The sequence below is a fragment of the Bradyrhizobium sp. Mp19 genome (assembly GCF_029952935.1).
Taxonomy (GTDB): domain Bacteria; phylum Pseudomonadota; class Alphaproteobacteria; order Rhizobiales; family Xanthobacteraceae; genus Bradyrhizobium; species Bradyrhizobium elkanii.
On sequence record NZ_JASAUT010000009.1, the window covers coordinates 169,760 to 193,882 of the forward strand.

The window sequence follows — 24,123 nt, forward strand, 5'->3', positions numbered from 1 at the left end:
GTTACCCAAGAGATCGTCAAAGCGGCACGTTAACGATCCCGGGGCGATCGGTCGCAGGCCTCAATCCAGCTCCTGCTGGATGGTGCGGCCGAGCGCGAACAGCCGCTGATCGATGGCGGTCGGCACCTCGCAGACGAACTTCACCACGCGCCCGCGGTCCTCGAAGATGCGGGTCTCCCAGACCAGCTGATTGCCGAGATCGTCGACCTTGGCCTGGTCCGGCGGTGTCGCGTCCTGCAGCGCCTGCAGCTTGAGCGTGTCGTCGCGGATCTTCTCCGCGGCCTCGCGCTGCTTGCGCATCACGCGCTCGAGCCCGTTCATGACCGAGGCGCGCTGTCCGTTGAGCGTATCGAACAGGCCCGCGAACAGCAGCTTTCCCGCATTGGCCTTGTCGGCCGCAGCAGCTGACAGGAATTCGGTGATCTGCTTCTGCGCCTCCTCCAGCGGGACGCGGCGCGCCGCGAGCTTGATCGCGAGCGCGCTGACTTTCGGGTCGTCCTTCCACTTGGTCTCGGCATCGCCGAGCGGCGGCCCGGCCCAGACCGCGGCGAGCGAGATCTCGGGCACCTTGGCCTGCTGGCAGGGCCAGTCCGGATAGCGCGGGTCGGCGGCCGATGCGACCTGGTTCGACAGAACCATCGCGAGCAGCGCGCCCAGTCCTGTTCGCCAGCCTGTCATGCCTCGCCTCCGCCAGGTCCGCGGCGCACCAGGCCGCGCGATGGATCGTAAGCCAGGATCGCGCCGATCATGAAGACGACCGTGCAGCCGCCGACCACCGCGAGCGAAACCCAGTTCATCTTGCCGTACAGCGCAAACCGGATCAGCTCCACCGCATGCGTGAACGGATTGCACTGGCAGAAATAATACAGCATCGGGCTGCCTTCCTGCACGCGCCACAGCGGGTAGAGGGCCGACGATGCGAAGAACATCGGGAAGATCACAAAGTTCATCACGCCGGCGAAATTTTCCAGCTGTTTGATGCTGGCCGAGATCAGCATGCCGAGTGCGCCGAGCATCAGGCCCGACAGCACCAGCGCCGGAAGCACGGTGAGGTAGCCGATCGTCGGCGGCGCGATGTCCCAGAACCACGCGATGACAAGGAAAGCATAGACCTGGAGTAGCGACACCGCCGTGCCGGCCAGCAGCTTGCAGAACAGGAGATAGCCGCGTGGCAGCGGGCTGACCAGCAGCGTGCGCATGTTGCCCATCTCGCGGTCGTAGACCATCGACAGCGAGGATTGCATGCCGTTGAAGAGCTGGATCATCGCCATCAGCCCGGGCGCGATGTAGACCTCGTAGAGGATGTAGGTCTCGTAGGGCGGGATGATCGAGATGCCGAGCACCTGCCGGAATCCGGCCGCGAAGATGAACAGCCAGACCAGCGGCCTGACCAGCGCCGACACGAAGCGCTCGCGCTGATGCAGGAAGCGCAGCGCCTCGCGCCACACGATGCCGTTTAGGCAGACGATATATTCCGACAGCGAGAAGCCGCTTCGCTCAGGCGTGACCGTCGTGCTGGTCATGACGGCGGTCTCCCCGCGAGTGTTGCCGTTCCGGTCAGCCGCATGAACGCGGTATTGACGTCCTGGGCGCCTGCGTCCGCGATCACGCGCGACACCGGGCCGTGCGCCAGCATTCGGCCCTGATGCAGCACGACGAGGTCGTCGTTTGGCATGATCTCGTCGAACAGATGCGTCGCCCAGAGCACGCCAATGCCCTGTTCGGTGACGAGCTGCCGGACATGGTCGAGGATGTCGGCGCGCGCCTTGACGTCGAGCCCGACCGTGGCCTCGTCGAGCAGCAGCAGCCGGGGCCGGTGCAGCAGCGCGCGGGCGATCTCAAGCCTTCGCATCTGGCCGCCCGAGAGATCGCGCACCTTGCTGGCGGCGCGGTCGGCAAGCCCGATGCGGCCGAGCACCTCGGCGCTGCGTAGCCGCGCCTCGCGCCGCGAAATGCCGTGCAGCGCGGCGTGATACAGCAGGTTCTGCGTCAGCGAGAGGTCGAGATCGAGCGTGCGCGGCTGGAACACCACGCCCATGAGCCGCAGCGCTTCACCCGGCGTCCGGCTGATGTCGTGGCCAAAGATCTTGATCTGGCCGTTCTGGATGCCGAACAACCGCGTCACCAGCGAGAACAGCGTGCTCTTGCCGGCGCCATTGAGGCCCAGCAGCGCGGTGAAGCTCGCAGGCTGGACCGTGAAACTGACATCGATCAGGGCGCGGCGCGGACCGTAGCTGTGGCTGACATTGCCGATCGACAGCGCCGGCTGCACGGCCGCGTCGGTTGCAGGGCCTGCATCCGGCGAGGGCTGGCTCGCGATATGGGCGTCGGTTGCGGTCATGGCTGCGCGATCGTGATCCCCCAGGGCAGTTCGCCGACCTGAATGGTCTTGATCACCTTCTGGGATGCAACGTCGATCACCGAGACGTCGTTGGAGACGCCGTTGGTGACCAGCAGATATTTTTCGTCCGGGGTGAAATCCATGTGCCAGACCCGCTGGCCGACCAGCAGATATTTGAGGACCTTGTGGGTCACCCCGTCGACGACCGCGACGCGGTTGGCGGGGCCCAGCGCAATGAATGCGGTCTTGCCGTCCTTGGTTATGCCGATGCCGACGGGCTGGATTGCCTCGTTGCGCAGACCCGGAATTTCAAAGGTGATCTTGCCGGTCACCTCGCGCTTGACCGGATCGATGATCGACACCGTGCCGCCGATCTCGGAGGACACCCACAATTCGGAGCCGTCGCGCTTGAACTGGGCGAAGCGCGGCCGCGAATCCACCAGCACATTGGCGACGATCTGGCGCGTCGATGTGTCGATGAAATGCGCCATGTTGGTGGTTTCGGAGGTGTTGATCAGGATCTTGCCGTCCGGGCTGATCGTCATGCCCTCGGGCTCGACGCCGACCTGGATGTCGCCGATCCGGGCGCGCTTTTCGAGATCGATCACGGTGACCGTGTTGTCGTTCTCGTTGGCGACATACATGGTCTTGCCGGCGGCATCCTGGGTGAACAATTCAGGGTCGGGACCGGAGGGCAGGGTGTCGACGATCTCCTGGGTCTTGGTATCGATCACCTGAATCGTGTCGTCGTCGCCGACCGCGACCATCACGAACTTGCCGTCGCGCGAGAACTCGATGCCGCGCGGCCGCTGGCCGACCTTGATGGTTTTGGTCACCGTCCAGCTGTTGGTGTCGATCACCGTGACGGTGTTGCCCTTCTCGTTGGAGACGTAGGCAACGAAGGCGGACGCCGGTGTCGCGGCAAGCCAGACGAGCATCCCGGTCAACAGACAGCGGCGCCACATGCGTTTCATCTCCCTCACTGCAGCTTGCACTTCGTTTCAGGCCGGTCAACACCGAGCGTGTCGAGCTCGGAGACCTGATGCAGGAAACCTTCCTGCGGCGAGACCGAAACGACCATACGACCATCGGCCAGCAGGATCGGCTGACGGAGCTGCAGATTCCAGTCGCGCAGGGTCAATCGCGTGCCCTTGAAGGCGGCGATCGAGAAATCCTTACCCCTGAGGAAGGCGACGACCGTTCTGGGATCGCCCGAATTGGTGCGGGACGTGGCTTCCCCGATCATGCGCGCAGCGGTCCAGGCCTGCATGTCGAGTGCCGTCATGCGGCGCATGTTCAGCTTGACGAAGCGGTTCTGGATCTGGACCGCGCCCCATTGGTCGTGCGCGGCGTCCCAGCTGGTCGGCACCAGGCCCGCCGAGCCCGCCACGGGACGCGGGTCCCAGGTCCGGTAGGGCAGATAGTTCGCGAACACCTGGCTCTCGTCGGCGGCGACCAGCACGTCGTAGGCCGGCGCCTGCTGCGTGAACACCGGCATCTGACGCTGGATCAGCGTCACGCCAGAATCGGTGCGGCGCGCGCCGCCGGTGTCCTCGAATGTCCGTTCCTGCACGATCTTGGCGCCGAAGCGCGTGGCGGCGCGGCGCAGCGCGTCGGCGTAGAGCTTGTCCTGATCATGCGAGCCAGTCACCAGCAGCCAGCGCTTCCACTGCTTCCACACCAGGTATTGGCCGAGCGCGTCCGCCAGCATCGAGCGGGTCGGTGCGACATGGATGACGTTGGCGCGGCAGTCCTGCTCGCGCAGCCGATCGTCGATCGCGCCGGCATTCAGCAGCACGGTGCCGCGGTCGCGTAGCGCGTCGGCGACCTTGAGCAGGGCGTCGGCGGGCAGGTCGGTGATGATATAGTCGTTGCGGCCGGCGAGATCGGTCGCAACCTTGGCGACATCGTCGCTGTCCTTGACCTTCACTTCATCAAGTACGAAGCGTTGGTTGAGGAATTTGCCGGTCGTATTGTTGTCCTCGATCGCAAGGCGTGCGCCGGCGATGCCGTCATTGTCGGCCGGCTGTTCGAGCAGCGAAAGCGTCGATTTGATGCCGGCATGGCCGAGATAGCCGATATGGATTTCGACGGGATCAGCCGCCAGCGCGCCGGTCGCTACCATGCTGAGCGCGATCGTGCCGATCAGCCATCGGAACATAACTCCTCCCATAGTCTTTCTTCATTCGGCATTGGCATTTTCGAGAAGCTACCGCTTTTCTGGCCATGCGTTGATATGCAAGATGCCGGAATTGGCCCGGCTTGCAACCCCGCTTTTTGTCGTTGCGTGGTACCAAATTTGGATTGGTTCACAATCATGAGATCAGCGTTCGTCCTCGTCGTAGCTTTACTGCTGATGTCTGCGGCGGCGGGCGCCGAACCGCCCAAGCTCGCGGTGTTCGACCTCGAGATGATCGACACTAGCCTTCAAGGGGAGGTGGAAGGGCTGCGTGCCGACGAACAGGCGCGGCTGCTCCGGACCGGCGATCAGGTGCGCAAGGAGCTTGCGGAATCAGGCAGGTTCCTCGTGCTCGATATCGCACCCGTCAATGCTGCGGCGCACGGCAGCAATCTTCAGGCCTGCGGCGGATGCGACGTGAAGCTGGCCGGCGAGCTCGGCGCCGATCTCGCGATGACGGGCGTCGTGCAGAAGGTCTCCAACCTGATCCTCAACATCAATCTCTATCTGCGCGACGTGCATAGCGGGCAGTTGGTGGCGGCAGCGAGCGCCGACATGCGCGGCAATACCGATGAATCCTGGTCGCGTGCCACCGATTACCTCGTGCGCAACCGCCTGCTCGCGCCGAATTACGGCGCGCCGCAGGCACGATGAGCGACGGGCGTTTGGATGATTTCGGAATATTAGAATAGTAACCCTGAGTTGCCTGACGTGTCAACTCGTCTGGTTGAACGCCGCCGGCTACTTTGCATGGGGTTGTTTTCGATATTTTGGTATCACGCCGCCTTGGCTGGGGAAAGCATCACGCCTTCAGCCGCGCGGCGTGCCACTGCAGATGATCGGCCATGAAGGTCGAGATGAAGTAATAGCTGTGGTCGTAGCCCGGCTGACGCCGCAGAGTGAGGGGAATGTCGGCCTTCTCGCAGGCGGCCTTCAGGAGCTCAGGCCGCAGCTGTTCGGTAAGAAAGCCGTCGGCATCGCCATAGTCGACCAGCAGATCGGAGAAGCGGGCGCCGTCCTCGATCAGCGCAACCGCATCATGCTTGCGCCACGCCTGCTTGTTACCGCCGAGATAGCCGCCCAGCGCCTTGTTGCCCCACGGCACCTGCGACGGCGCCACGATCGGCGCGAACGCGCTTGCCGCGCGATAACGATCGGGATGGCGCAGCGCCACCGTCAGCGCGCCATGGCCGCCCATGGAGTGACCGAGGATCGACTGCCGCGTCGTGTCGACCGGGAACTGCTCGGCGATCAGCTTGGGCAATTCCGCGGTGATGTAGCTCCACATCCGGTAATTGGTCGCGAACGGCGGCTCCGTCGCATCGACATAGAAGCCCGCGCCGAGTCCGAAATCGTATGAATTGGCGGGATCGCCGGGGACGCCTTCGCCGCGCGGACTGGTGTCGGGTGCGACGAAGATCAGGCCGAGCTCGGCGCATGCCTGGCGGAATTCGCCCTTCTCGGTGACGTTGGCGTGGGTGCAAGTCAGGCCCGATAGGTAGGTGACGACGGGCAGCTTGGTGCCGGCCGCATGGTCAGGGATGAACACCGAGAAGGTCATGTCGGTCTTGGTCTCGCGGCTTGGATGCCGATAGACGCCTTGCGTGCCGCCATGCGACTTGTTCTGGGAAACCGTCTGCATTGTCGTATTCCTCTTGGTTGGAGCGCTGCGTCAGGCGACGCCGCTCTCGATCGCCAGCCGCACCAGCTCTGCCGAAGTGCGAACGCCAAGCTTCTGGCGCATGATCGATGACGTGTTTGCGACCGTCTTGTATGACGAATGCACCAGCCAGGCGATCTCCGACAGGCTCTTGCCTGAACTGAGCAGGCGCAGGATCTCCATCTCGCGCGAAGTAAGCTTGGAGAGCGGATTTTGCGCAAAGCCTGGCCGCGCAAACGCCACGTTGCGCGCGATCGCCGGCGGCAGATAGACGCCGCCATTGCCGACCTCGCGCACCGCTTCCACCAGATCGTTGGGATCACCGGTCTTCGAAACGTAACCCTTGGCACCGATGTCGATGGCGCGGGCGGCGAACACCGGGTCGTCGTTCATGCTGAACATGATGAGGCGCGCAGATGCATCATGCGTCAGGATGCGGCGCGCCAGCTCGAAGCCGGAGACCGTCGGCAGGTTGATGTCGATCACGCAGAGATCGGGCTTCTCCGCGACGAACGCCCGTTCGCCGCTTTCGGCATCGGCGGCTTCCAGCAGCGTGATCTCGGGATCGTCGGCGAACACGGTGCGGCAACCGGAGGCAACGATGGGATGATCGTCAACGATCAGAATGCGCATGGCGTTGTTCCGGCGACCTGCTTCGATTCACTCGTCATCACATCGGTTTGCGCGAAGGACAGGTCGGTTCCGACCGGTTGTGCACCTCGTGCGAGATTGCGATAGGGTGCGATTAGATAGCCGGGCAAATTTGGCTGTCAACGATCCTCTCGGAGGAGGGATCGCGGTCGGGGGCAACGTCATGTGGCAAAAGCTATCCTTGCGCGCGCGGATCAACCTGCTGCTGGCGCTGATCCTGGCGCTTGGCCTCGGCATCAATATTGCGCGGCTCGTGCTGGAAGCGGGGCCGCGTGTCCAGGCCGAGGACCAGAGCGTGATCCGCCTGGCGCGCGAGTTCGTTGCGACGATTGTGGCCGGTCTCGACGAGGCGCCGGATCCCGATGCGAGGCTCGACCAGATCGTCCAGGATCTGAGCCGGCTGCGTCATGTCAGCATCACGCGGCAGGATGGCGCGGCCGCAAAATCTCCTGATCGCCCCGAGGACGCCGGCGATCCGCGCGCTCCGCCGCAGTGGTTCGTCGCGCTGGTCCATCCCGAGCAGACTTCGGTGCGGGTGCCGATCTCGGTGCACGGCAAGCCGCAATCGCTGGTCATCACCTCGCATCCCGACGACGAAATCGCCGAGATCTGGGACGGCATCGTCACCCAGCTCGAGGTCGGCTCCGCAATCGCAGTCGCGCTGCTTCTGGTCACCATGCTGGTGGTCGGCCGCGCGCTGGCGCCGCTGGAGGCATTGTCGCAGGCCATGACCGGCATCGAGGCCGGGGACTACGATGCACGCGTCGAGCCCGGCGGATCGCCGGAATTGGCGGCGATCTGTGCCAAACTGAACCATTTGGCGGCGACCCTTGGCGACGCCGTGGAGGGCAAGCGGCAGCTCGCCGAGCGCGCGGTCTCGGTGCAGGATTCCGAACGCAAGGAGATCGCGCGCGAATTGCACGATGAGTTCGGGCCCTATCTGTTTGCCCTGCGCGCGCATGCCGGCGCGCTGACCCGGCTGTCGGAAGTCGAACGGCCGGACCCTGCGGCATTGCGCAAGCACGGCAACGCCATCCTCGAGCAGGTCAACGCGCTCCAGCAGTTCACGCGCCGGATTCTGGAGCGCTTGCGGCCGGTCGGACTGGCCGAGCTCGGGCTTGCGGAAGCGCTCGGCGCGCTGGTTCGGCTATGGAGCGAAACCCACCCGGAGGTGGAGATCGAGAGCCGCATCTCGCCGGCGCTCGGCGATACCGGCGAGATGGCCGACCTCACGATCTATCGCATCGTCCAGGAAGCGCTCACCAACGTGTTCCGCCATGCTGGCGCAACGGCGGTCGATATCACGATCGAACCGGCGGAACGGCAGGCAGGCCTCCGCGGCAGCCGCGACTGTGCGCTGGTGCGGGTTCGTGACAACGGCCGCGGCCTGCTGAGGGATCACAGGCTTGGTCGCGGTTTGACCGGGATGCAGGAGCGGATCCTCGCGCTCGGCGGCACGCTTAACATCAGTTCCAGCGATGACGGCGTGACGGTCGAGGCGCTCGTGCCAAAGGCCGCACGGTCCTAGACGATTGGCAGTCGCCAGTATCTGAAAGCCGCCCAAGCCAGCGCCGCTGCGCCGGCGATCCAGAGCACGACGATCGCGATCATTCCCGCCCGGCTGGTCGGACGCTGCAAGACGGCGCTCGCCTTGGCACGGCATTCCGTCATCACCTCGTCCGGCACGAGCGAGATCGCGAGCCAGATGCCGAGCGGCAGCAGGATCAGATCGTCGAGATAGCCGATCACCGGAATGAAATCCGGGATCAGATCGATGGGAGACAGTGCATAGGCGGCGACGGCGACGGCAAGGGCCTTGGCATACCAGGGTACGCGCGGATCACGCGATGCGAGATACAGCGCAACGCTGTCCCGCTTGAGGTTGCGTGCCCAAACCTTGATCGAGGACAGCTTGGTTGAGGACAACTTGATTGGGGAAAGTCTGTTGGCGGACGGCATGGCGCAACGCCTGCGCGTCGGCTGGAACCGCTATTCCAGCACCACATCGGCCGGCATACCGCCGTGCAGGCCCTTGTGGACGGAGGAGGGCGCGATGCCGAAATACTTCCGGAAGACACGGCTGAAATGCGACGAGCTCGAGAAGCCCCAGGAGAACGCGACGTCCGTGATGGTCTTGCCGTTCTGGGACTCCAGCTCCTGCCGGCAATTCTGCAGCCGGGCTTTCCAGATGTAGTCGCTGACCGTCATGCCGCGATCACTGAACAGCATGTGCAGATAGCGCTTCGAACAGCCGAGCGCCGCCGAGATGCGGTCGATGCAGAGGTCCGGATCGCGCAGATGCTCGCGAATGAAGCCCTGGGCCCGCACGTACGTAGCCTCGGCGCTGCCGCGGTCGAACATGGCGCCGGTCTCGCGCAGCGGCAACAGCAGCAAGTCGATCAGCGCATCGGCCACGCCTACGGCGTTGACCGGCGTCAGCGTCGGTGCCTCGCCGAAGGCGGCATGGACGAAATCATAGGCGATGCGGCCGGTGCCGTTGCGCGCCGACAGCTTGCACGGCGCCATCTTGGAGAGCTGGAAGCCGCGCTCCTTGAGCAAGTCCTTTGGAACGATGACAACCTCGTGCCGCGTCAGCGACGGGCTGATGATGGTGTGCGGACACGACACGTCGTAGGCGAAGCAGTCGCCCGGCATGATGTCGAAGTGCAGACCGTCCTGCTCGAAATGCGAGACGCCGTGGGTCTGGAACACGATCTTGATGTAGGGGTGCTCGCTCAGCTTGATGCGCGAGATGGTGTGCGCGATGCGGTGCTGGCTTGCCTCGATCTGGCACAGCTTCAGGCGCGATACCGTCGTGAAATTGACCCGGGCTTCGAGCGAGGATCCCTCCAGCGCATCGACGTCGAACTGGCCGCAAAGGTCAGTGAGCGCATCCGACCAGCGCTGGATCTGCCGCTTGGGCGTCAATCCGTTCGTGCTGAGAGAATGGACTGTATCGGACATCTTTCCAGCCACCGATTCGATCCCCACGTGACTGCTCACCGAGCTTAAGTCTGGCCCGGGATGATGCGCCTTCTCCCTGATTCTGAATAGCTTAGGGAGGCGGCGGGATTTCTTCCCGGTTAATGTCGGGTGATCCTCCGACTTAGTTCTGGGCTCGTCAAGCGCAACCTTAGCACGCGTCAATCTGGCATCCGGATCGTGCCGGCCGCGATTGATGCCCTGCAACATGAAGCAAGCTTTCCAGCCAATTCAGGGCCGGTCGACAAAAATCTGACGAAGCTTCGCTTTTGAGCAAACGGCTCTTCTCTTTTGGGCAAGTCAGCGTGCTTCGAGAGGACTACGACTGGGGTACCAAAATGGAAGAAGTGGGGCCGTTTCGGCGGAAACCCTTGAGTTCTTGAACCTGGGAGGAAATCCACGATGCGCAAGATGCTTTACGCGACCGGCCTTGGGGCAATGGCGGTATTTGCCGTCGGAGCTGCCAACGCCAATGACGAACTCCACAAGATGTCGCAGAACCCGAAAGACTGGGTGATGCCGGCCGGAGACTACGCCAATCAGCGTTACTCCAAGCTGAATCAGATCAACGCCTCGAACGTCGGAAAGTTGCAAGTCGCCTGGACGTTCTCGACCGGCGTGCTGCGCGGCCACGAGGGCGGCCCGCTGATCATCGGCAACATCATGTACGTCCACACCCCGTTCCCAAACAAGGTCTATGCTCTTGACCTTTCGCAGGACAACAAGATCGTCTGGAAGTACGAACCGAAGCAGGATCCGAACGTCATTCCGGTGATGTGCTGCGACACGGTCAACCGCGGCGTTGCCTATGGCGACGGCAAGATCTTCCTGCACCAGGCCGACACCACGCTGGTTGCGCTCGATGCCAAGACCGGCAAGGTGGAATGGACGGTGAAGAACGGCGATCCCAGCAAGGGCTCGACCGGCACCTCCGCGCCGCTGGTGGTCAAGGACAAGGTGCTGCTCGGCATTTCCGGCGGTGAGTTCGGCGTCCAGGCTCATGTGACCGCTTACGACATCAAGACCGGCAAGCAGGTCTGGCGCGGCTACTCGGAAGGTCCGGATGACCAGCTTCTGGTCGACGACAAGACCACCGAGCTTGGCAAGCCGATCGGCAAGGATTCGAGCCTGAAGACCTGGCAGGGCGATCAATGGAAGATCGGCGGCGGCGCGACCTGGGGCTGGATCTCCTATGATCCCGAACTGAACCTCGTCTATTACGGGTCGGGCAATCCCTCGACCTGGAATCCGAAGCAGCGTCCCGGCGACAACAAGTGGTCGATGACGATCTGGGCGCGTAACCCGGATACCGGCGTTGCCAAGTGGGTCTACCAGATGACGCCCCATGACGAATGGGACTATGACGGCGTCAACGAGATGATCCTCTCGGATCAGACGATCGACGGCAAGGCGCGCAAGCTGCTGACCCACTTCGACCGTAACGGCCTCGGCTACACCCTCGATCGCACCACCGGCGAACTGCTGGTCGCCGAGAAGTACGATCCGAAGGTGAACTGGACCTCCGGCGTCGACATGAAGAAGGACTCGCCGACCTATGGTCGTCCGAAGGTTCTTGATGCCGCGTCGACCGACAAGGCCGGCGAGGACGTCAACGTCAAGGGCATCTGCCCGGCCGCGCTCGGCTCGAAGGACGAGCAGCCGGCAGCCTACTCGCCGGACACGCAACTGTTCTACGTGCCGACCAACCACGTCTGCATGGACTACGAGCCGTTCAAGGTGAGCTACACCGCAGGTCAGCCCTATGTCGGCGCGACGCTGTCGATGTATCCGCCTCCCGGTGAGACCAACATGGGCAACTTCATCGCCTGGGACGGCAAGACCGGCAAGATCGTGTGGTCGAACAAGGAGCAGTTCTCGGTCTGGTCGGGTGCGCTTGCGACCGCCGGCGGCGTGGTGTTCTACGGCACGCTGGAAGGCTACCTGAAGGCTGTCGATGCCAAGACGGGCAAGGAGCTCTACAAGTTCAAGACCCCGTCCGGCATCATCGGCAACGTCACCACCTATGAGCATGCCGGCAAGCAGTACGTCGCCATTCTGTCGGGTGTTGGCGGTTGGGCAGGCATCGGCCTCGCGGCCGGTCTGACTGATCCGACGGCCGGTCTCGGCGCAGTCGGCGGCTATGCCGCGCTGAGCAACTACACCGCGCTCGGCGGAACGCTCACCGTGTTCTCGCTGCCGCAGCAGTGAGCTGAGCAACCTCGTTCCGGCGCATGGGCGATCTCCATGCGCCGGTCCGTCTTCAATCTGCACGCGAGGATATGCTTTTGCGTAAGATCTGGTTTGTGAGTGCTGCGATCTTTGTCGTGGCAATGGGTGGAGTCGCCTCCGCCGAGGACGCTGGCGACCCGACCGCCGTCAAGTCCGAGGACGGCAAGTATGTCGACAAGGATGGAAACCCGACGTTCAAGGTCGCGCCCGACGGCACGACGGACTGGTACACCTACTCCGGCTACCGCCGCTATCATTCGGAGTGCCACGTCTGCCACGGTCCCGACGGAATGGGATCGACCTACGCTCCGGCGCTGGCGAATTCGCTGAAGACCATGACCTATCCGGATTTCATGGGCGTGGTCGCGAGCGGGCGCAAGAACGTCTCGACGGCGCAGGAAAACGTCATGCCGGCATTCGGCGATAACCCGAACGTTGCCTGCTACATGGACGACCTCTATGTCTACCTGCGCGCCCGCGCCAATGATGCGGTTGGGCGTGTTCGGCCGGCCAAGCACGAAGACAAGTCGGAAGCCTATGGAAAGGCGGAAGACGCCTGCATGGGTCACAACGACAAGAAGTGAGCGTGTCCGGCGCGAATGAGAAACCTGTTTGATGTTTTGTGGAGACCAAGATGAAGACCCGCGCCGCAGTCGCATTTGAAGCAAAGAAGCCGCTTGAGATCGTCGAACTCGATCTGGAGGGCCCCAAGGCCGGCGAGGTCCTGGTCGAGATCAAGGCGACGGGCATCTGTCACACCGATGCCTATACGCTCGACGGCTTCGACAGCGAGGGCATCTTTCCCTCGATCCTCGGGCACGAAGGTGCTGGCATCGTTCGCGAGGTCGGCGCCGGCGTGACGTCGGTCAAGCCGGGCGATCATGTGATCCCGCTCTACACGCCGGAATGCCGGCAGTGCAAAAGCTGCCTGAGCCAGAAGACCAATCTCTGCACCGCGATCCGCGCCACCCAGGGCAAGGGCGTGATGCCCGACGGCACCTCGCGGTTCAGCTACAAGGGCAAGACGGTTTTCCACTATATGGGCTGCTCGACCTTCTCGAACTTCACCGTGTTGCCCGAGATCGCGGTGGCCAAGATTCGCGAGGACGCACCGTTCGACAAGAGCTGCTACATCGGCTGCGGCGTCACCACCGGTGTCGGCGCGGTCGTCAACACCGCCAAGGTGACGCCGGGCTCCAACGTGGTCGTGTTCGGCCTCGGCGGCATCGGCCTCAACGTGATCCAGGGCGCCAAGATGGTTGGCGCCGACAAGATCATCGGCGTCGACATCAATGACTCCAAGGAGGCTTGGGGCAAACAGTTCGGCATGACGCATTTCGTCAACCCGACCAAGGTGTCGGGCGACATCGTGCAGCACCTTGTCGGGCTCACCGATGGTGGCGCCGACTACACCTTCGACTGCACCGGCAACACCAACGTGATGCGGCAGGCACTGGAAGCCTGCCATCGCGGCTGGGGCGTCTCGGTGGTGATCGGCGTCGCGGAATCCGGCAAGGAGATCGCGACCCGGCCGTTCCAGCTCGTCACCGGACGGGTCTGGAAGGGCACCGCGTTCGGCGGCGCGCGCGGCCGCACCGACGTGCCGAAGATCGTCGACTGGTACATGGGCGGAAAGATCCAGATCGATCCGATGATCACCCACGTGCTCAAACTCGACGAGATCAACAAGGGCTTCGACCTGATGCACGAGGGAAAATCGATCCGTTCGGTCGTCGTATTCTGAAATCAAAACACCAAGCACTAGGAGGATAGGTCAATGACTGTTCATATCCACCCGTCGGTCGACAATGGCGTCAAGCAAGGCTCCGGCAGCTTTGCCGGCGGCACGCTGGTCTGCAAATGCGCGGACAAGCCGGTCAAGGTCGGGATCAAGGGCGACGTCGCCCACAACCATGCTTGCGGCTGCACCAAGTGCTGGAAGCCCTCGGGCGCCACCTTCTCGGTGGTCGCGGTGGTTCCGCGCGAGAACGTCACCGTGCTGGAGAACGGCGACAAGCTGAAGATCGTTGACGCTGCGGCGGTGATCCAGCGCCATGCCTGCACCGGATGCGGCACCCATATGTACGGCCGGATCGAGAACAAGGGCCATCCGTTCTATGGCCTCGACTTCATCCATCCCGAGCTGTTCCAGGAGTCCGGCTCGGCTGCGCCCGGATTTGCCGCCTTCGTGTCGTCGGTGATCGAGTCCGGCGTCAAACCGTCCGATATGGCCGGGATCAGGTCGCGGCTCAAGGAGCTTGGGCTCGAGCCCTATGATTGCCTGTCGCCGCCGCTGATGGATGCGATCGCCACCCACGTGGCGAAGTCCAAAGCGGCCTGACGACGGCACCGTGACAAAGGCGGCCTGACCGGCTCGCCTTGACGCGATCCTGCGCCGGCAGAGGATCTGCCGGCGAGGGATATGCTGGTAGTACCCGTGACCTTGAACCTTGCATGCCCTGCGGACGACCACAGGGCATGCATTTTATTTTCCGACTTGCGCTCGTCCTTTCCCCGATCCTGCTGCTTTCGCCGGCCCGTGCCGCGTCGCCGGAAGACCGCTATATCGCCGCGCGTGACGCCGCGATCGCCAAATTCGCCAAGCTGTCGAATGACAACAAGATCAACGAGGCCGTCGACAAGGCAGAGGCGGCCGCGCGCGACGAACTGAAGGGGCAGCTGACGGCCATCCTGTCCCAGCCCGCCCGGCCGGGCTTTGCTCCCGCCCAGCTCAACCTCGACACTCTATATAAGGGCGACATGGGGTTCGGCATGCTGGACGGCCTGCGCTTCGATGCCGAGACCGGCAGGGACGGGGCAAAGATCGGAGAAAAGCGTGCCGACGGCAGCTTCGTCGAGCCGAAAGCCCATATCATCGTCACCACCGAGCCTCTGTTCACGCGCTGGCTGCACGAACACAAGACGTGGTGGGACAAGGGCAGCAAGAACGTGCCGCAGCAGGTCGATGCTGCGCTGAAGTTCGAGGGCCTCTACACCCAGGCGATCTCGACCGATGCCGCGGTGGTCAATTTCGACGAGCTGCCGATCGCCAAGCCGGAGTCCGTCACGCTGGCTTACGGCTTCCTGGCCGGCCGCACCCAGGATTCGTTCCCCGACAAGGCCGACGAGGTGTTCGTGGCGGCGCTCGCCGGCGGCAAGATGTATGTCGCCTATGGCGAGATCGAGCCGGCGGTGCAAGTGCCGGCCTGCACCGCGATCCGCACCGACTACAACAAGAAGGCCGACGCGGCGGCCGAGAAGCTCGAGCGCAAGCAGATCACCAAGCAGGCCTATGACAAGCTCGGCGACCTGCGCCAGCAGGGCGAGGACGCGTTCAAGCGCTGCTTCACCGAGCGCGCGCCGCAACAGCCGGCCTTCGCCGCGGCCACCAGGCAGGCCCAGGCGCTGCTTGAGACGGCGATCGGCAAATAGTTCAGCGAGCTATTCCCACTCGCCGAACAGCCATAACGCCCACGTCACCTGCATGATTGGCCAGGCAGCAAATACGGCACTCAACAGCCAATTGGGCAGCGCCTTCCGACCTCGGCGCACGTTCACGAGGGAGGCCACCCCAAATGGAACCAGCAGAAGAAATGTCGGTGCGAAAAGCACGCCATAGGAGATGACGAGCGACGCGTGACCGGTAACGCCTGTCTCCAGGATGGATTGCAGCACGAAGAAGTAGGTGACGAGGAGCACGGGCGCAAACAGGGCGGACGTGACTGCCGGTGAAAACTCGGTCGAATCGATTCCGGGTTTTTTCACCCATCTCCTGATCATGATCCAGGCGGACAAGAATGCGATGACCAGCGGCAATCCCAACTTCAACACCGCATCTTGCCTGTCATGGATGCTGATCAGATAGCTTGCCACCACGCGCTCCATCTCCTGCGACATCAGCGCTTCGATCGCGTTTGATGTCGATCCATCGCGGCTGCTGTCTTAGCAAGATCGCGGTGCCGATAATGGATATTGTCGTGCAGACTTCGCGGTTTGTCGTGCAGGCGAGGTTTGCGGCGCGGGGTTTGATCGGCGACCCGCGCCAGCCTATCTTTCCCTGAAAGTTCAGCACCCCGGGGAGACGCCATGACCGCCATCAGCCCGTTCCGCATCGCCGTCAGCGACGATGTCCTCGAGGATCTGCGCGGCCGGCTGCGCCGGACCCGCTGGCCGGAAGCCGAACTGGTCGACGACTGGAGCCAGGGCGCGCCGCTGCACTGGATCAAGGACGTCTGCCACTATTGGGCCGAGACGTATAACTGGCGGCAGCGCGAGGCGCGGCTCAACCGCTTCAGTCAGTTCACCACCGAAATCGACGGGCTCGACATCCACTTCATCCATGTCCGCTCGAAGTATCCGGAGGCGCGGCCCTTGATCATCACCCATGGCTGGCCGGGATCGGTGGTCGAATTCCACAAGGTGATCGAGCCGCTGACCGATCCTGTGGCGCATGGCGGCGTTGCTGCCGATGCCTTCCACGTGGTGTGCCCGTCATTGCCGGGCTTCGGCTTCTCGGCCAAGCCGGCCGCGACCGGCTGGGGCGTCGACCGGATCGCCACGGCCTGGGCCATCCTGATGCAGCGGCTCGGCTATGCGAACTATTTTGCGCAAGGCGGCGACTGGGGCTCCGCGGTCACGACTGCGATCGGCGGGCAGGATGCTGCACATTGCGCCGGCATTCACATCACGCTTGCGATGTCGACCCGGCCCAATGTCGAGGGGCAGCCGACGCCGGAGGAGACGAGGGCGCTCAACGGCATCAAATATTATGCCGACTGGGATTCCGGCTATTCCAAGCAGCAGTCCACCCGGCCGCAGACGCTCGGCTATGGCCTGACGGATTCGCCCAGCGGGCAGGCGGCCTGGATTCTCGAAAAGTTCTGGGCCTGGACCGATTGCGACGGCCATCCGGAAAACATCCTCAGCCGCGACGAACTGCTCGACAACGTCATGCTGTACTGGGTCACCGCGACGGCCGCGTCGTCGGCGCGGCTCTATTGGGAAAGTTTTGGGCCGGGCAAGCGAACCCCGCACAAGGTGAGCGTGCCGACCGGCGTTGCCGCGTTCCCCAAGGAGATCGTCACGCCGGTCCGCAAATGGATGGAGACGAACTTCAGCAACATCCAGCACTGGAGCGAGATGCCGAAAGGAGGACATTTCTCGGCATTCGAGCAGCCCGAGCTGTTCATCGGCGAGGTGCGCGAGTTCTTCGGCAAGCTGCGCTGAAGCATGATCCGGAAAAGTGCGAAGCGGTTTTCCGAACAGATCATGCTCAAGCAAGCTGCGGCACGCCTCGCGACCGCTGTAACCATCCGCTCTCGATCGCCTCAGCCTCCCGATCAAGGCCCTGGCGAAACCTCCAGGTAAGCATGGTGTCAACGACGCAACCCACCAGGGTCGGGAGCGCGTATGTTGGTCTGAAGCGGTTTGTGACAGAATGCGCCGTGCAACGGAGGACGTCGGCGTGCTGCTTGATCCCCGCCACGGCGACTTTGAGGACAATGCCGCCAGCCCGGAACAGCGTTCGTTGTTGGCGATCGTGGGTAGCCTTCTGGTTGAGATAAGCCCGGCGAAACTGTTGTTCGCCTGGACGATTTCGCTTCTGCTGCCGGGCGTGCTGCTCGGCCTTGCGCCACTGGTCGCGTCTGCCTGGATTTCGAGCCTTTCGCAGCACGCTCTTGCCCTGTCCGAAGTGGGCGCCGTGCTGGCGCTGGTTGTGATCGCGGCGTTGGGATGGCTCGGTGGGCGACCGCTGCTACAAGTCGCGGAAACAAGCTTCTGGTCGCTGAACGCGCTCGCGGTCCAACCGAGTTACGCCTTCACGCGCGAGGCGCTGGGCCACCTGGCGGAGCTGCTCTGGCGCGCCGGCGCAACTCCTGCCTCTCGCACGAGGCTGCGCCGCAAGTGCTCGGTCGGCGCCGGCATACTGCTCTCTGTGGGGGCGGCATCGATCGCGGTCCTGGCCTGGCCTGCTTCGCAATGGACTGCGACCATCAATGACTTGGTTCTGATCCATCGTGTTGTGCTGCCGACCTTCGCGAACGCCGTGGTGCTGGTGTCCTGCTATCTTGCGGTCGCATCACTGGCCTGGAGCGTGGCCGACGCCAGTATGGAACAACCGGCCGACCTTGCCGGATTCGCCGCGGCGCCGTCCGGAGGCCGCTGCTGGCGCGTTGCGCATCTGTCCGATCTCCACGTGGTCGGCGAGCGATACGGCTTCCGCATCGAAAGCGGGACCGCCGGTCCGCGGGGAAACGAACGCTTCAATCGCGTGTTGGCTCGCCTTGCCGAAATTCATACCGTTGATCCGCTCGACCATGTGCTGATCAGCGGCGACATGACGGACGCCGGCCGGCCCGGCGAATGGGCGGAATTTCTCGATGCATTGGCAGGTCATCCCGAGCTCGCAGCACGCATCATCATGCTTCCGGGCAATCATGACGTTAACGTCGTGGATCGTGCCAATCCTGCGCGCCTCGACCTGCCGTTCAGCCCAAGCAAGCGGCTACGGCAGATGCGCACCCTGTCGGCGATCGCGGCCGTTCAGGGCGATCGCGTCCGCGTCATCGACGGCTACGGCAAACCGTCGGCCACGCTGAACCAGGCGCTGGCCCCTTATCATGATCGGATAACGCAATTTGCGCAGCACGGGGGCGTGCGCCGCGCGGCGGCGCTCCGCGGCCTGTTCGATGATCAATTCCCAATGATCCTGCCGCCGGACCAGGACGGTGGCCTCGGGATCGCCATTCTCAACTCCAACGCCGAAACCCACTTCTCCTTCACCAACGCGCTCGGTTTGGTTTCGGAAGCGCAAACGCGGCGGTTGGAGGCTGCGATCCGTCATTTCCCGACGGCATGCTGGACCATCGCGCTACATCATCACTTGATGGAATATCCTATGCCGGTGAAGACATTTGCCGAGCGCATTGGGACGGCCTTGATCAACGGCAGTTGGTTTGTACGCAGGTTGCAAAGGTTTTCCGATCGCTCGGTGGTGATGCACGGTCACCGGCATATCGATTGGATCGGTACGTGTGGTGCGTCGAAGGTCGTCTCGGCCCCTTCGCCGGTGATGGGGGCCGATGATGCGGTCAGTTATTTCTATATCCACAGAATGATGGTCGGCCCGGACCGGAAGCTCTGCCTCGCCGAGCCTGAGCGGGTCGAGATTACCGGAAGCTAGGACGCTTCCGGCTTATCTTCGTGCGATCCGCCAAACAGATCAGCGATCCAGGCGGCCGACGGACTCTCGGCACAGAAGGTCAGAATAGCGAGCGTGATCGGCACGCCGATGAAGGTCCCGAACAGGCCCCAAAGCGAGCTCCAAAAGAAGATCGCAAACAGCACCAGGAACGGCGAGATCGACAATGTCGAACCGGCCACCCGCGGTTCGATATAGCTGCCTACCACGAACTGGATGACGTTGAGACAGGCGAACACACCAAACACCGCGGGCCAGCTCTCGAACTGCGTCATGGCCAGCAGCGTGGGGAACAGCGTCGCGATGAAAGGGCCGATGAAAGGAATGTAGTTGAGGACAAAAGCGATCACGCCCCATTCGAATGCGAATGGCAGTCCGGTCACGGCGGCGAACAGGCCGACCAAGAGACCCGTGATCGCGCTCATCTGCGTCCGCACCAGCATATATTTGCGAAACTTGGCGGCCGTCGCTTTGCTGCCCTTGAGCAGGACGCGCGCAGCGGTGCGATTCTCCAACCGCTGGATTCGTCGACCAGCGTCTTCGACCTCGAGAAGTCCCAGCACGACATAGACCAGCGCGACGAGCCAGAAACTCAACGTGGTGTTGACGCGGCCGGTGACGTATTGCGTGGTGCGCAGCAGCCAGCCGACATTGAAATGCTCCGCCCAAAGGCCGGCGAACGAGACGCCATGGCCGTCGAGCCAGATCACCGCGGCATCGTAGAAGGCTTGATACCGCGCCGCATCCGTAATCAATGAGCGCCCGACGCGGCCGAACCCCCACGCCGCCAGCGAGGCAAATGCGACGCAGGTAGCGGTCGTAACGACGACGGTAACCGCGAGTGCGAGGAGTTTCGGCAGCCACGACTGGAGCCTTTGCTGAACGGGCCAGACGATCGCGATGATGAACAGGGCGGCCGCAAGCGGGGCGAGCACGCTGCGCGCCTGAGCCACCGCCGCAATGACCAGCACCGCGGCGATGATGCCGGTCGTGATCTTCAACCCGCCCGCCATCCTTGAATTGTCCGACCTCCGTGAACGCAGAGATTGTCAGTCTGTCTCGTAGCGCGACAAGACCGGAAAGGCGCAGCTACAGCAATCCTCGATAGATTCCCGGCGCGGAGCCTTCGATGGCTACCGCGCCGACGGCCTTCGAATAGAATTCTGCCGGCCCCACGCCGCCGATGATGGCGTAGCCAAAGCCCTGGTGTTTCATATCCTCGAGGCAGGCGAACAGCAGCGCCTTGCCGATTCCGCCCTGCTGCGCCTTCGGCGCGACACCGGTCGGGCCAAAGAAGTTGCGACAGGCTGCGTCGTGGCAGGCAAATCCCACGATCTTCTTTTGCTGGATCGCGATGAAGCAGGAAACCGGTTGGCGGCTGAACGCGACCTCGGCTTCGCTGGCCCACGCCTCGCTGAATGTCTCCCGCACCCAGGCCACGACCTTGTGCTTTTCAGGCGCGAGCGCGCGGCGCATCGCAATTCCGGCCCTGAGCAATCGATCATAGGCGGGCCGGGAATCGGGCAGGGCGTAGAGCTTGACGAGCATGTCCATCCGGCGAGCTTAGTTGAAAACGCGTCCCGCGGGCAAATCACGGGAGCAAGGTGACGGCGCCGGACTACCATTTGCGTTGTCGCTTGTTCGCGGTCGTCCTGACTTCACGTGCAATTGCCCAGAAATACCCGCCGCAGAATGCAACAATCGCGACAATCACACCGGCGGCGATCAGCTCTTGCATATCAGCGGTTCTCCAAGTATTCGTACCTCGAATACGTGGGAATTATACCCACAAATATGCCAACGAAAAGGCAGGTCGGTTTCGGGACATAACGAGGCGGAGCGAGTGCAATGGTGACGGTCAGCGCAGCAGACAGGCGTCTTCGGGCGATCGTCGCTCTCGTCGTCATGGCCGGCGTCGGTTCGGCGCAAGCCGCCCGAACTCCCGATGTGTCGGATGCCGGTGGGAGCACCGCCTCCATGCCGATCGACACGCGGAGCCAGACGTCCGCTATGGATGGCGTGGTCCGCGCCGTCCAGCTTCCCAAGGGCGCTTCCGCAATCAGCGAGACCTACGGAGACTGGATCGTCAAATGCCAGCTCGACGGCGGGGCCAAGCTGTGTACCCTCGGGCAGACACAGCTCGCCAAGGAAACCAATCAGCAAATCTTCGCCATCGAACTGATTCCCAGGGACGGAAAGGCCGAAGGCAACATATTGATGCCGTTCGGGCTGAAGTTCGACGCCGGCGCCGTCCTCAGGCTGGACGGCAAGGATCTGGAGCAGACGCGCTTTTCCACCTGCACGGCGCAAGGCTGCTTGCTGCCGGTATCCTTTCCCACGGTCGTGACTGACACCATCAGCAGGGCCAAAACGCTCACCGTTGCCGCCCAGAACATCAGCAACGGGCAGGCGGTCGTCTTTAACGTCCCTCTCAACGGCTTCGCCGCGGCGCTGGAGCGCACCATTCAACTCGGAAGCTGACACGCGCAGGTCTCGCGCTGCGAGGCCGCGGGGCCGAACTTCAGTCGCGCGGCGGGTGCAGGGTGGGCGCTATGCGGCGACCCGATCGCGACGGCTGGCGGCAGCACTCCGGGCCTCCATCGCCTTGACCGAGTTTTCGAACGCTTTCTCCAAGACGCCTCTGCCGACGGTGCGGAGCACGAGACCTCGATCTATCCCTTCAGGTTCTTGCCGTCGCGCACCACGACCACGTCGATGTCGGTGCTGCCATCGGGTCGGCGCGTGAAGTGGTAGATGTGGCCCGACGCTCCGCCCCACACATTGGAATCGGTCGTTGTCAGGACGACATGGTCGGGATCTGACCAGTCGTAGTGCAGGCGTTCCCAGATGCCGCCCGAGCCTTCCGTCACGTCGGCATGCAGAGGTCCGCGATCATGCACCTTGAGATCGGCGTCGGCACTGTTGGCGAAGAGCTTCGAGCGGCCCGGCCCGAAGTCGGTGAGGCCGGCTACGTACTGCTCGGGCGTCAGGCTCGTCGTGCGATGAAGGCGGATCGTGGACATCTGTGGCTCCTGCACTGGTAATCGAAAGGCACCGGCGGCGTCGGAACTAGTTGGAGAGTGCGCCCGACTTGCGCAGGGTCAGGCTGTCGCCGTTGCGGCTGATCTCCAGTGCGCCCGCCTGGTTCGGCGTCGAGAGCAGGGCACGCTGACCGGGTGACAGCACCGACACGAAGCGGACCGGCGTTCCGGCCTCGCCCTGTGCGAGTGTGGTCACGACGCGATATCCATCAGGCTCGACCGTGTAGTAGACGACGCCGGACAGATCGCCGAGATGGATGCTTCGGCCTTCGATCGGCCTGAGCGGGCTTGCGTGCGCGGCTCCCAGTGAGGCCAGGGTGAAGGCGGCGGCGAGAATTGTGCTGCGGATCGACATGAGATCCTCCATTGGCTTGAGGGTGTTGACCTGGCGGCGGGCGATGGCCCGTCCGCCCCTTGCCGCAAGACATGGTCAGGCTATGATCATCGATCAAACAGATAGGATCGATAATGGCCATCGATACCGTCAATTTAGGTCGTATCGACTTGAATCTGCTGGTTCATCTCGACGCCCTGCTGACCGAACGGAGCATGACAAGGGCAGCCGCCTGCGTCGGGATTGGCCAATCCGCGATGAGTCACAACCTTGCCCGCCTGCGCGAGCTGTTCGATGACGAGCTTCTGACGCGAGGGGCTGACGGCATGCGTCTCACCCCGCGTGCAGCAACCCTGCGCGAGCCGGTGCGCACCGCGCTCGCACATGTCGAGGCGGTGGTCCTGCGCGATCAGACCTTCGACCCGGCCACGGCAGTGCGGACGTTCAGGCTCGGACTATCGGACAGTATGGAAATCCTGATCATGCCCGCTCTCCTGGCGCGCGTGCGCGAGATCGCACCCGGCGTTCACTTCCGGCTTTATAATGTCGATGCGTCGCGGCTGCTCGATGACCTCGACGCCGACGAGTTGGACCTCGCCGTCGCCCATGGGCCGCTCCCGCAGGGACAATTGCATCACAAGCGGCGCACGCTGCTGTCCGAGCGCTTCGTGTGCATGTTCAACGCCGAGAAGACCGGTATCACGCCGCCGATCTCGCTTGAGGATTACGTGCGGCTTCCGCATGTGCTGACCAGCCTGCGGCCGGCGCGCAACGTGCGCGGAATTGTGGACGAAGCGCTCGACAAGCTGGGACTGCAGCGCACCGTTGCGTTGACCACGCCGCGCTTCCTTACCGTCCCGCATCTGGTGGCGCTTGCGCCCGTTATCGTCACCATGGGAGCGCGGCTGGCCACGCGGTTCTCCGCCGAGCTCGGGCTCAGCCTCAGCCCGCCACCTGTGGAGCTGAGCGAGATGCCGGTGACGTTGCTGTGGCACGCCTCCTACGATCACGATCCAGCTCATGCCTGGCTGCGAAACCAGGTGGCCCAGCTGGCAGCCGAAATGTGAGGGGCGCGTCTTGGGCGGCGGCGCGCTGCTGGTGGCCGCGCCTGGCGCGAATTGTCCGCGCTGTTCGGCGAAGAGGTGATCCCGCAATTGCGGCGAGCGCAGATCAATTGACCTGCGACAGATCACCCCGACGGACAAAATCGCGCGATCGGCACCCGGCTTTCCCTGCGCCCTCTTCAACGAGAGGGCGAGACGAAGAGCGGAACTCAGACAAATCATGTTGTGAGAATGCGGATGTTTGACTCGCAGGCGACACCACACTCGGCGTCGTCCCGGCGAAGGCCGGGACCCATTACCACGAATGCGAATTGTTGCCCGACGCTGGGGCCACAGCCTGCTCTCAACAACGCAACCCTGTGGTTATGGGTCCCTGTGTCTTGGAAGTCTGTCAGGATGAGGGTGGGCGGGAAGCCGTTGGGTCCTTGGCGCTTGACGCCG

25 protein-coding genes are annotated in these 24,123 nt (G+C 63.3%); 11 read left to right on the forward strand and 14 right to left on the reverse strand.

The genetic code is table 11. The features are described 5' to 3' along the window. Positions 1-60: 60 nt before the first annotated feature. From QJT82_RS14450 to QJT82_RS14470, 5 genes are read right to left on the reverse strand one after another with little or no spacing between them, the layout of a single operon-like run. Positions 61-678 (reverse strand): hypothetical protein, encoded by a 618-nt coding sequence (locus QJT82_RS14450; RefSeq protein WP_035631286.1) that lies wholly within the window; start codon positions 676-678, stop codon positions 61-63. Next, positions 675-1,523 (reverse strand): ABC transporter permease, encoded by an 849-nt coding sequence (locus QJT82_RS14455; RefSeq protein WP_028340100.1) that lies wholly within the window; start codon positions 1,521-1,523, stop codon positions 675-677. Before QJT82_RS14455 ends, QJT82_RS14450 begins: the two co-directional genes overlap by 4 nt. Beyond that, the gene (locus QJT82_RS14460; RefSeq protein ID WP_028340101.1) at positions 1,520-2,341 is read right to left on the reverse strand and encodes an ABC transporter ATP-binding protein; all 822 of its coding nucleotides are present in this window, start codon (positions 2,339-2,341) and stop codon (positions 1,520-1,522) included. The genes QJT82_RS14455 and QJT82_RS14460 overlap by 4 nt, the downstream gene beginning before the upstream one ends. Then, a complete protein-coding gene (locus tag QJT82_RS14465) occupies positions 2,338-3,315 on the reverse strand; it encodes a YVTN family beta-propeller repeat protein (RefSeq protein WP_028340102.1) in 978 nt (325 codons plus the stop codon). Before QJT82_RS14465 ends, QJT82_RS14460 begins: the two co-directional genes overlap by 4 nt. A 5-nt stretch (positions 3,316-3,320) precedes the next feature. Beyond that, positions 3,321-4,502 (reverse strand): ABC transporter substrate-binding protein, encoded by a 1,182-nt coding sequence (locus QJT82_RS14470; protein ID WP_028340103.1) that lies wholly within the window; start codon positions 4,500-4,502, stop codon positions 3,321-3,323. A 195-nt stretch (positions 4,503-4,697) separates the two neighbouring features. On the opposite strand from QJT82_RS14470, the gene QJT82_RS14475 reads away from it, so the two are divergent. Next, the gene (locus tag QJT82_RS14475) at positions 4,698-5,174 is read left to right on the forward strand and encodes a DUF3280 domain-containing protein (RefSeq protein ID WP_196238145.1); all 477 of its coding nucleotides are present in this window, start codon (positions 4,698-4,700) and stop codon (positions 5,172-5,174) included. Between the two features lie 148 nt (positions 5,175-5,322). Here QJT82_RS14475 and fghA read toward each other — a convergent pair whose 3' ends face one another. Further along, positions 5,323-6,162 carry an S-formylglutathione hydrolase gene (fghA, locus tag QJT82_RS14480; protein WP_028340105.1) on the reverse strand — a complete coding sequence of 280 codons (840 nt, stop codon included), beginning with the start codon at positions 6,160-6,162 and terminating at the stop codon, positions 5,323-5,325. A gap of 30 nt (positions 6,163-6,192) precedes the next feature. Then, positions 6,193-6,813 (reverse strand): response regulator transcription factor, encoded by a 621-nt coding sequence (locus tag QJT82_RS14485; RefSeq protein ID WP_016847801.1) that lies wholly within the window; start codon positions 6,811-6,813, stop codon positions 6,193-6,195. A gap of 181 nt (positions 6,814-6,994) precedes the next feature. Here QJT82_RS14485 and QJT82_RS14490 point away from each other — a divergent pair, with 181 nt between their 5' ends. Then, the gene (locus QJT82_RS14490; protein WP_028340106.1) at positions 6,995-8,359 is read left to right on the forward strand and encodes a histidine kinase; all 1,365 of its coding nucleotides are present in this window, start codon (positions 6,995-6,997) and stop codon (positions 8,357-8,359) included. Here the strand turns inward: QJT82_RS14490 and QJT82_RS14495 are convergent. Beyond that, a complete protein-coding gene (locus QJT82_RS14495) occupies positions 8,356-8,790 on the reverse strand; it encodes a YkvA family protein (protein WP_051447805.1) in 435 nt (144 codons plus the stop codon). The two genes, QJT82_RS14490 and QJT82_RS14495, sit on opposite strands and share 4 nt — an antisense overlap. Positions 8,791-8,820: 30 nt before the next feature. Further along, complete coding sequence (locus QJT82_RS14500; RefSeq protein WP_016847804.1) at positions 8,821-9,795, reverse strand: helix-turn-helix domain-containing protein; 975 nt, start codon at positions 9,793-9,795, stop codon at positions 8,821-8,823. Between the two features lie 420 nt (positions 9,796-10,215). Between QJT82_RS14500 and xoxF5 the strand changes: the two genes are divergently transcribed. The 5 genes from xoxF5 (at position 10,216) to QJT82_RS14525 (ending at position 15,474) form a co-directional block, all read left to right on the forward strand. Continuing rightward, positions 10,216-12,021 carry a lanthanide-dependent methanol dehydrogenase XoxF5 gene (gene xoxF5 / locus QJT82_RS14505; RefSeq protein ID WP_028340108.1) on the forward strand — a complete coding sequence of 602 codons (1,806 nt, stop codon included), beginning with the start codon at positions 10,216-10,218 and terminating at the stop codon, positions 12,019-12,021. Positions 12,022-12,143: 122 nt separating this feature from the next. Next, positions 12,144-12,626 carry a c-type cytochrome, methanol metabolism-related gene (locus tag QJT82_RS14510; RefSeq protein WP_035631332.1) on the forward strand — a complete coding sequence of 161 codons (483 nt, stop codon included), beginning with the start codon at positions 12,144-12,146 and terminating at the stop codon, positions 12,624-12,626. Positions 12,627-12,676: 50 nt separating this feature from the next. After that, the gene (locus tag QJT82_RS14515) at positions 12,677-13,786 is read left to right on the forward strand and encodes an S-(hydroxymethyl)glutathione dehydrogenase/class III alcohol dehydrogenase (RefSeq protein WP_026193090.1); all 1,110 of its coding nucleotides are present in this window, start codon (positions 12,677-12,679) and stop codon (positions 13,784-13,786) included. A gap of 33 nt (positions 13,787-13,819) precedes the next feature. Beyond that, the gene (gene gfa, locus QJT82_RS14520; RefSeq protein ID WP_018272871.1) at positions 13,820-14,383 is read left to right on the forward strand and encodes an S-(hydroxymethyl)glutathione synthase; all 564 of its coding nucleotides are present in this window, start codon (positions 13,820-13,822) and stop codon (positions 14,381-14,383) included. Between the two features lie 137 nt (positions 14,384-14,520). Then, positions 14,521-15,474, forward strand: coding sequence for a hypothetical protein (locus QJT82_RS14525; RefSeq protein WP_028340110.1), 954 nt, complete (start codon positions 14,521-14,523; stop codon positions 15,472-15,474). 9 nt (positions 15,475-15,483) lie between these two features. Here the strand turns inward: QJT82_RS14525 and QJT82_RS14530 are convergent, their stop codons facing one another. Beyond that, entirely contained in the window at positions 15,484-15,939 is a 456-nt protein-coding gene (locus QJT82_RS14530; RefSeq protein ID WP_028340111.1) for a hypothetical protein, read from the reverse strand. Positions 15,940-16,128: 189 nt separating this feature from the next. Here QJT82_RS14530 and QJT82_RS14535 point away from each other — a divergent pair, with 189 nt between their 5' ends. Together QJT82_RS14535 and QJT82_RS14540 are read left to right on the forward strand one after the other, a co-directional pair. Continuing rightward, entirely contained in the window at positions 16,129-17,268 is a 1,140-nt protein-coding gene (locus tag QJT82_RS14535) for an epoxide hydrolase family protein (RefSeq protein ID WP_028340112.1), read from the forward strand. Between the two features lie 238 nt (positions 17,269-17,506). Further along, entirely contained in the window at positions 17,507-19,225 is a 1,719-nt protein-coding gene (locus tag QJT82_RS14540; protein WP_338132173.1) for a metallophosphoesterase, read from the forward strand. Here the strand turns inward: QJT82_RS14540 and QJT82_RS14545 are convergent. Both QJT82_RS14545 and QJT82_RS14550 read right to left on the reverse strand, forming a co-directional pair. Then, positions 19,222-20,256, reverse strand: coding sequence for an AI-2E family transporter (locus QJT82_RS14545; RefSeq protein WP_028340114.1), 1,035 nt, complete (start codon positions 20,254-20,256; stop codon positions 19,222-19,224). The two genes, QJT82_RS14540 and QJT82_RS14545, sit on opposite strands and share 4 nt — an antisense overlap. 76 nt (positions 20,257-20,332) lie before the next feature. Beyond that, positions 20,333-20,797, reverse strand: a complete 465-nt coding sequence (locus QJT82_RS14550; RefSeq protein ID WP_028340115.1) for a GNAT family N-acetyltransferase — start codon at positions 20,795-20,797, stop codon at positions 20,333-20,335. A gap of 294 nt (positions 20,798-21,091) precedes the next feature. On the opposite strand from QJT82_RS14550, the gene QJT82_RS14555 reads away from it, so the two are divergent. Then, positions 21,092-21,724 (forward strand): invasion associated locus B family protein, encoded by a 633-nt coding sequence (locus QJT82_RS14555; RefSeq protein WP_028340116.1) that lies wholly within the window; start codon positions 21,092-21,094, stop codon positions 21,722-21,724. A gap of 191 nt (positions 21,725-21,915) precedes the next feature. Here QJT82_RS14555 and QJT82_RS14560 read toward each other — a convergent pair whose 3' ends face one another. Both QJT82_RS14560 and QJT82_RS14565 read right to left on the reverse strand, forming a co-directional pair. Next, positions 21,916-22,266 carry a hypothetical protein gene (locus QJT82_RS14560; RefSeq protein WP_245288688.1) on the reverse strand — a complete coding sequence of 117 codons (351 nt, stop codon included), beginning with the start codon at positions 22,264-22,266 and terminating at the stop codon, positions 21,916-21,918. 46 nt (positions 22,267-22,312) lie between these two features. Beyond that, positions 22,313-22,639, reverse strand: a complete 327-nt coding sequence (locus tag QJT82_RS14565; protein WP_028340117.1) for a hypothetical protein — start codon at positions 22,637-22,639, stop codon at positions 22,313-22,315. A 113-nt stretch (positions 22,640-22,752) separates the two neighbouring features. Here QJT82_RS14565 and QJT82_RS14570 point away from each other — a divergent pair, with 113 nt between their 5' ends. Further along, the gene (locus tag QJT82_RS14570; RefSeq protein WP_028340118.1) at positions 22,753-23,685 is read left to right on the forward strand and encodes a LysR family transcriptional regulator; all 933 of its coding nucleotides are present in this window, start codon (positions 22,753-22,755) and stop codon (positions 23,683-23,685) included. Positions 23,686-24,123 lie beyond the last annotated feature (438 nt).

Coding starts and splice junctions, on each gene's coding strand:
- QJT82_RS14555 (WP_028340116.1), top strand. CDS start 21,092: ATGGTGACGGTCAGCGCAGCAGACAGGCGTCTTCGGGCGATCGTCGCT.
- QJT82_RS14450 (WP_035631286.1), bottom strand. CDS start 678: ATGACAGGCTGGCGAACAGGACTGGGCGCGCTGCTCGCGATGGTTCTG.
- QJT82_RS14475 (WP_196238145.1), top strand. CDS start 4,698: ATGTCTGCGGCGGCGGGCGCCGAACCGCCCAAGCTCGCGGTGTTCGAC.
- QJT82_RS14550 (WP_028340115.1), bottom strand. CDS start 20,797: ATGGACATGCTCGTCAAGCTCTACGCCCTGCCCGATTCCCGGCCCGCC.
- QJT82_RS14545 (WP_028340114.1), bottom strand. CDS start 20,256: ATGGCGGGCGGGTTGAAGATCACGACCGGCATCATCGCCGCGGTGCTG.
- QJT82_RS14535 (WP_028340112.1), top strand. CDS start 16,129: ATGACCGCCATCAGCCCGTTCCGCATCGCCGTCAGCGACGATGTCCTC.
- QJT82_RS14570 (WP_028340118.1), top strand. CDS start 22,753: ATGGCCATCGATACCGTCAATTTAGGTCGTATCGACTTGAATCTGCTG.
- QJT82_RS14510 (WP_035631332.1), top strand. CDS start 12,144: ATGGGTGGAGTCGCCTCCGCCGAGGACGCTGGCGACCCGACCGCCGTC.
- QJT82_RS14560 (WP_245288688.1), bottom strand. CDS start 22,266: ATGTCCACGATCCGCCTTCATCGCACGACGAGCCTGACGCCCGAGCAG.
- QJT82_RS14515 (WP_026193090.1), top strand. CDS start 12,677: ATGAAGACCCGCGCCGCAGTCGCATTTGAAGCAAAGAAGCCGCTTGAG.
- QJT82_RS14465 (WP_028340102.1), bottom strand. CDS start 3,315: ATGAAACGCATGTGGCGCCGCTGTCTGTTGACCGGGATGCTCGTCTGG.
- QJT82_RS14485 (WP_016847801.1), bottom strand. CDS start 6,813: ATGCGCATTCTGATCGTTGACGATCATCCCATCGTTGCCTCCGGTTGC.
- QJT82_RS14525 (WP_028340110.1), top strand. CDS start 14,521: ATGCATTTTATTTTCCGACTTGCGCTCGTCCTTTCCCCGATCCTGCTG.
- QJT82_RS14565 (WP_028340117.1), bottom strand. CDS start 22,639: ATGTCGATCCGCAGCACAATTCTCGCCGCCGCCTTCACCCTGGCCTCA.
- QJT82_RS14500 (WP_016847804.1), bottom strand. CDS start 9,795: ATGTCCGATACAGTCCATTCTCTCAGCACGAACGGATTGACGCCCAAG.
- QJT82_RS14530 (WP_028340111.1), bottom strand. CDS start 15,939: ATGTCGCAGGAGATGGAGCGCGTGGTGGCAAGCTATCTGATCAGCATC.
- QJT82_RS14495 (WP_051447805.1), bottom strand. CDS start 8,790: ATGCCGTCCGCCAACAGACTTTCCCCAATCAAGTTGTCCTCAACCAAG.
- QJT82_RS14470 (WP_028340103.1), bottom strand. CDS start 4,502: ATGTTCCGATGGCTGATCGGCACGATCGCGCTCAGCATGGTAGCGACC.
- QJT82_RS14460 (WP_028340101.1), bottom strand. CDS start 2,341: ATGACCGCAACCGACGCCCATATCGCGAGCCAGCCCTCGCCGGATGCA.
- QJT82_RS14455 (WP_028340100.1), bottom strand. CDS start 1,523: ATGACCAGCACGACGGTCACGCCTGAGCGAAGCGGCTTCTCGCTGTCG.
- fghA (WP_028340105.1), bottom strand. CDS start 6,162: ATGCAGACGGTTTCCCAGAACAAGTCGCATGGCGGCACGCAAGGCGTC.
- xoxF5 (WP_028340108.1), top strand. CDS start 10,216: ATGCGCAAGATGCTTTACGCGACCGGCCTTGGGGCAATGGCGGTATTT.
- QJT82_RS14490 (WP_028340106.1), top strand. CDS start 6,995: ATGTGGCAAAAGCTATCCTTGCGCGCGCGGATCAACCTGCTGCTGGCG.
- gfa (WP_018272871.1), top strand. CDS start 13,820: ATGACTGTTCATATCCACCCGTCGGTCGACAATGGCGTCAAGCAAGGC.